Below are 6,152 nucleotides of genomic sequence, written 5' to 3'. Positions count from 1 at the left end.
TGCCGTTGACCGGAAGCTTCGCCATCTGCTCATACAGGCGGTAACGGCTCGCCACTTCCTGCTGCTCGAGCTCGAGCAGCCGGGCGAAGCGTTGCGGATCCTGCTGTTGGACAACGCGGAAGCGCGTCTCGTTATAGATATACTTCTCAAGCGGCAGCGAGGGCGCCTTCGAGTCGAGCACGAAGGGGTTCTTGCCCTGTGCTTCGAGCGTCGGATTGAACCGGAACATCGGCCAGTGGCCGCAGTTGACGGCTGCCTTCTGCTGGTCGAGTCCGTGGACGAGATCGTAGCCGTGCGCGATGCAGTGGCTGTAGGCGATGATGAGCGACGGCCCGTCATATGCCTCCGCCTCCCGGAAGGCCGTGAGCGTCTGCTGCGGGTCCGCGCCCATGGCAACTCTGGCGACGTAGACATTGCCGTAGGAGATCGCTTGCAGGGCAAGGTCCTTCTTGCCGACCGCCTTGCCGCCGGCGGCGAACTTCGCCACCGCTGCCAACGGGGTCGCCTTGGACGACTGGCCGCCGGTGTTGGAGTACACCTCGGTGTCGAGCACGAGGACGTTGACGTCACGACCGCTCGCGAGGACGTGGTCGAGGCCGCCCGCGCCGATGTCGTAGGCCCAGCCGTCACCGCCGACGATCCACAGGCTCCGGCGAAGGAGGTGGTCGACGACGCTGCGCAGGTCCTCCACTGCGGGGCCCTCGAGGTCGGCGAGGCGCCGGCCGAGCTCGGCCACCCTGTCGCGCTGGGCGGTGAGCTGCGACTCCCGGATCTGGGGAGCCTCGAGGATCGCGTCGGCGAGGTCGGCGCCGACCTGGTCACGGAGCTCGGCGAGGCGCTCGCGCGCCAGCTTGGTGTGCAGGTCCGCGGCGAGGCGTAGGCCGAGGCCGAACTCGGCGTTGTCCTCGAAGAGGGAGTTGGACCATGCTGGGCCCCGCCCCGCGGCGTTCTTGCTCCACGGGGTTGTCGGTAGGTTGCCGCCGTAGATGGACGAGCAGCCGGTCGCGTTGGCGACGGTCGCCCGCTCGCCGAAGAGCTGGGAGAGCAGCTTGAGGTAAGGCGTCTCCCCACAGCCCGCGCAGGCGCCGGAGAACTCGAAGAGGGGCTCGAGGAACTGCGTGCCGCGCACCGTCCCGAAGTCCACCCTCGCCCGGTCGTTCTGGGGCAGCGTCTCGAAGAAGCCGATGTTGTCTCGCTCCTGCTCGAGGACGGGCTCGAGGTCGGTGAGGTTGATCGCCCGCCGCGCGCTGTCGAGCGGGTTGACCACCGGGCAGGCCTCGACGCAGAGGGCGCAGCCGGTGCAGTCCTCGACGTAGACCTGGAGGGTGTAGCGGGAGCTCGGCAGGCCGACTGCGTTGAGCGGCGCGGAGGGGAAGCCCTCCGGTGCCCCGTCGGCGTCAGCGGGGTCGTAGTACTTCGACCGGATGACGCTGTGCGGGCAGACGAACGCGCAGTTGCCGCACTGGATGCAGCTCTCCGGATCCCACTGGGCCACGAGGTCGGAGATGCGGCGCTTCTCGAAGGAGGTCGTGCCGCTCGGATAGGTCCCGTCGAGCGGCAGCGCGCTGACCGGCAGGTCGTCGCCACGGCCGGCCATCATGGCCGCGGTCACCGTCCGGACGAACTCCGGTGCGCCCTCGGGGACCACCGGCGGCAAGGCGCGGCCGGCGACGTCGGGCGACTCGGGGACCGGGACCTCGTGCAGGGCCGCCACGGCGCTGTCGACGGCGGCCTCGTTGCGGCGCACCACCTCGCTGCCCCGGCGTCCGTAGGTCTTGCGGATCGCGGACTTGACCGCCGCGATCGCCTCGTCGCCGGGCAGCACTCCGGAGATGGCGAAGAAGCAGGTCTGCAGGACGGTGTTGGTCCGACCCCTCAGTCCGGCAGCCTCGGCGACGGCGTCGGCGTCGATCGCCCACAGCCGGAGCTCCTTCTTGATGACCTCCTCCTGTACTGGGCGCGAAAGGCCGGCCCACACCTCGGCCGGGGAGCCCGCCGCGTTGAGCAGGACCCGGGCTCCGGGCCGGGCGACGCCGAGGACGTCGACCTTGTCGAGCAGCCCGAGCTGGTGCACCCCGACGAAACCGGCCTGCCGGATGAGGTAGGGCGCCCTGATCGGGTGCGGTCCGAATCGCAGGTGCGAGACTGTCTGGCCACCCGACTTCTTCGAGTCGTAGACGAAGTAGGCCTGGGCATGCAGGTCCGGGTCGGCGCCGAGGATCTTGATGGTGTTCTTGTTCGCCCCCACCGTGCCGTCCGAGCCGATGCCGTAGAACACCGCCCGCAGCGTCTCGTCGTCCTCGATGTCGAGGTCCCGGTCGTAGGGCAGGCTCGTTCCACTCACGTCGTCGTTGATGCCGATCGTGAACCGGGGCTGCGGCATGCCCATGGCCAGCTCGGTGAAGATGCCAGCGACCATGCCGGGGGTGAACTCCTTCGAGGAGAGGCCGTACCGCCCACCGATGACCTGTGGGAGGAGGGCGACCCGGCCGTCCTGGTGGGCCTCCGTCAGCGCGGTGACGACATCGAGGAAGAGCGGCTCGCCGGACGAGCCGGGCTCCTTGGTCCGGTCGAGCACGGCGATTCGACGGACGGTCGGCGGGAGGGCGGCGACGACCTCGGCGGCCGGGAACGGCCGGTAGAGCCGCACGCGCAGGACACCGACCCGCTCGCCACGCTCGTTCAGGTGGCGGACCGTCTCGGCGACCGTCTGGCCACCGGAGCCCATGACGACGATGACCCGCTCGGCAGTGGGGTCGCCCTCGTACTCGACGATGGAGTACCGGCGGCCGGTGTGGGTGGCCAACCGATCCATCGCGGCCTGGACGATGCCGGGGACGCGAACGTAGAACGGGTTGACCGTCTCTCGCGCCTGGAAGTAGACGTCCGGGTTCTGGGCCGTGCCGCGCACGAAGGGACGCTCCGGGCTGAGGGCCCGCGCGCGATGGGCGCGCACCAGCTCCTCCGGCACGAGGTCACGCAGGACGTCGTCCGGGAGGCGCTCGATGGTGTTCAGCTCGTGCGACGTGCGGAAGCCGTCGAAGAAGTGGACGAAGGGCACCCGGCTCTCGAGCGTCGCCGCCTGGGCGATGACGGCGAAGTCGTGCGCCTCCTGGACCGACCCCGACGACAGGAGGGCAAAGCCGGTCTGCCGCACCGCCATCACGTCGGAGTGGTCGCCGAAAATCGAGAGCGCCTGGGCTGCAATGGATCTCGCTGCCACGTGGAAGACCGTCGAGGTGAGCTCCCCCGCGATCTTGTACATGTTGGGGATCATGAGGAGCAGGCCCTGCGATGCGGTGAACGTCGTCCCCAGGGCACCGCCCTGGAGGGCGCCGTGCATCGCGCCCGCCGCGCCACCCTCGCTCTGCATCTCGACGACCGTCGGCACCGTCCCCCAGACGTTCGTCCGGCCGTGCGTGGCCCACTCGTCTGCCAGCTCGGCCATCGTCGAGGACGGCGTGATCGGGTAGATGGCGCAGAGCTCGTTGAGCCGGAAGGCGACGTCGGCCGCGGCCTCGTTCCCGTCGATCGTGACCTGTTCCCTGGTGACCACGTCCGTGGTGTGCACGTCAGCCCCTCTCCACCGCGTCGGCGACCGGCACCGGCGCACCCTCAGACTCGAACTCCGACTCGGCGACCATCTCGATCGCGTGCACGGGGCACTGCCGATAACACGTCCCGCACCCGGTGCACTTCGCGTAGTTGAACTCGTAGCGAAGTCCCTTGCCCAGCTTGATGATCGCGTCCTCCGGGCACGACCCGAAGCAGCCGTCGCACTCGAAGCAGTTGCCGCACGACAGGCACCGTCCGGCCTCGAACCGCGCCTCCTGCTCGGACAGCCCCGCGACGACCTCCTCGAACGCCTTGACCCGTTCGACGGGGTCGAGCTCCGGCTGCTGGCGCTGGTCGTGGTCGCCGAAGTACCAGAGGTTGAGGCGGTCGGAGTGGATGATGTCGTGCCGGGGCGCCTTGACGAACTCGTCCGAGCGGAGCCACGCGTCGATGCTCCTGGCGGCCCGCTTGCCGTGACCGACACCGATCGTCACGGTGCGCTGGCTCGGGACCGCGTCACCGCCGGCGAAGACTCCGGGAGCCCCGGTCATCAGCGTCGAGGGGTGCACCTGGACGACGTCGGCGTCGAACTCGACGCCCGCCACGCCGCGCAGGAAGGCGGTGTCACTCTCCTGGCCGAGCGCGAGGATGACGGTGTCGGCGGCCAGCATCTCGTAGATGCCGGTCCCGTGCGGGCGGCCATGCTCGTCCAGCTCCTGCACCTCGACGGTGAGGTCGCGCTCGCCCATGTCCTTGATGGTGCGCAGCCAGTTGATCCGGATGCCCTCGGCCTCGGCGTCGTCCGCCTCCTCCTCGTGGGCGGGCATCTGCTCCCGGGTCCGGCGGTAGACGATGACCGACTCGTCGGCGCCGACGCGCCGGGCCACGCGGGCAGCGTCCATCGCGGTGTTGCCGCCGCCGTAGACGGCAACCGTCCCGCTCAGTGCCTCCTGCTCGCCCGTCTCGACGCCGCGGAGGAAGGTGACCGCGTCGAGGACGCGCTTGGCGTCCATGTTCGGGATGTCGACCCGCTTCGACAGGTGGGCCCCGACCGCGACGAAGACGGTGTCGAAGTCGCCCTCGACCCGCTCGGCCTCGAGGTCGGTGACCCGGTGGTTCTGCTCGAAGCGCACCCCGAGGGTCACCAGGCGGGCGATCTCCGCGTCGAGGACGTGACGCGGCAGCCGGTAGGCCGGGATGCCGTAGCGCATCATGCCCCCCGGCTCGGGCCCGTTGTCGCGCACGACGACCTCGTGCCCGAGGCGGGCGAGGTGGTAGGCGGCGGACAGTCCGCTCGGGCCGGAACCGATGACGAGCACGCGCCGTCCCGTTCGGGTGGCCGGTGGCTCGAACTGCCAGCCGTGCTCGATGGCGAGGTCGCCGAGGAACCGCTCGACCGCATGGATCGACACGGCACCGTCGAGGTCGACCCGGTTGCACGCGGTCTCGCACGGGTGGTAGCAGACCCGCCCGTGGATCGCCGGGAACGGGTTGTCCGCCGTCAGCTGCCGCCACGCCGCCTCGTGGTCGCCGTCCTTCTCGAGGGCCAGCCAGGCCTGGATGTTCTCGCCCGCGGGGCACCCTGCGTTGCACGGCGGCAGCAGGTCGACGTAGAGCGGGCGCTGCGAGCGCACCGGCCCGGAACGGAGGCGTCCCAGGCCAAGCGGCGCCAGCGGGGTGAGGTCTCGTTGCTGTTCGGACACGCGCATCTCCAAGGTCCGCGCCCGGACGCAGCCACGCCCGGGACACCGGGTACTACGAGTTGTAGTACTACAGTACTCGCTCCCAGCGACCCGGCGTCGTCGTGTTGGTCACGTCGAGCGCCAGCGAGCTCAGCGGCATACGACATGTTCCGTATGCCGCTGAGCTCGCCCCCAGCACCATCGCCGTCCCAGCCCTCCCGAGCTTCGTCGACTGTGCACTTCGCGTCACAGACGCCCACCACGCCTTCGCCGGGGCGAAGATCCTGCGCGCGTATGTCGCGGCGTTGACGGTCGTTACGGGCGAATGGCAAGGTCTGTGACGTGACCGACACCGCCGTGCCGCCCGTCGCGCTCGTCACCGGCGCCGGGCGAGGCATCGGGCGAGCTGTTGCGGTGGCGCTCAGCGAAGCCGGTCACGCGGTCGTCCTCACGTCGCGGAATGCGACCGAGCTCAAGGAGACGGCGGCCGCGTGTCCGGGACCGACGCTCGCCGTGCCGGGCGACATCACCGACGGAGGCTTCGTCGACGACCTGTTCGAGCGCGCCGAGGACGAGCTCGGGACGGTCAGCGTCCTCGTCGCCAACGCGGGGGCCGGCACCTCCGCGCGCCTGGCGAAGACGACCGACGAGCAGTGGCAGCGGATGCTCGACCTCAACCTCACGGCCCCGTTCCGGTGCCTACGCCGTGCGCTGCCCGGCATGACCGGGCGCGGACACGGACGGGTCGTCGTCATCGCGTCAGTAGCGGCGAAGGTGGGCGAGCCCTACATCGCCGCCTACACCGCGAGCAAGCACGGGGTGCTGGGACTCGTGCGATCGGCCGCCGCGGAGCTGGCCGGCACCGGAGTCACCGTCAACGCCGTGTGCCCCGGCTATGTGGACACGCCGATGACC

Annotated in this window: 4 protein-coding genes; 2 read left to right on the top strand and 2 right to left on the bottom strand. The window is 70.2% G+C overall.

Annotated features, from left to right (window positions below):
* Together nifJ and ABF401_RS17175 are read right to left on the bottom strand one after the other, a co-directional pair.
* A partial coding sequence (gene nifJ / locus ABF401_RS17180) for a pyruvate:ferredoxin (flavodoxin) oxidoreductase (protein WP_353510801.1) occupies nucleotides 1-3,571 on the bottom strand: 3,571 nt, incomplete at its 3' end.
* Between the two features lies 1 nt (nucleotide 3,572).
* Nucleotides 3,573-5,264 carry an NAD(P)-binding protein gene (locus tag ABF401_RS17175; protein ID WP_353510800.1) on the bottom strand — a complete coding sequence of 564 codons (1,692 nt, stop codon included), beginning with the start codon at nucleotides 5,262-5,264 and terminating at the stop codon, nucleotides 3,573-3,575.
* A 95-nt stretch (nucleotides 5,265-5,359) separates the two neighbouring features.
* On the opposite strand from ABF401_RS17175, the gene ABF401_RS17170 reads away from it, so the two are divergent.
* Together ABF401_RS17170 and ABF401_RS17165 are read left to right on the top strand one after the other, a co-directional pair.
* Nucleotides 5,360-5,578, top strand: a complete 219-nt coding sequence (locus ABF401_RS17170) for a hypothetical protein (protein WP_353510799.1) — start codon at nucleotides 5,360-5,362, stop codon at nucleotides 5,576-5,578.
* A gap of 1 nt (nucleotide 5,579) precedes the next feature.
* Nucleotides 5,580-6,152, top strand: a 573-nt coding sequence (locus tag ABF401_RS17165) for an SDR family NAD(P)-dependent oxidoreductase (RefSeq protein ID WP_353510798.1), incomplete at its 3' end; no start/stop codon positions are given.

Origin of the sequence: Intrasporangium sp. (assembly GCF_040414665.1) — a bacterium.
GTDB lineage: Bacteria > Actinomycetota > Actinomycetes > Actinomycetales > Dermatophilaceae > Intrasporangium.
Note: the sequence above shows the minus strand (reverse complement) of the source record. Positions and strands in the feature narration are given on the sequence as shown.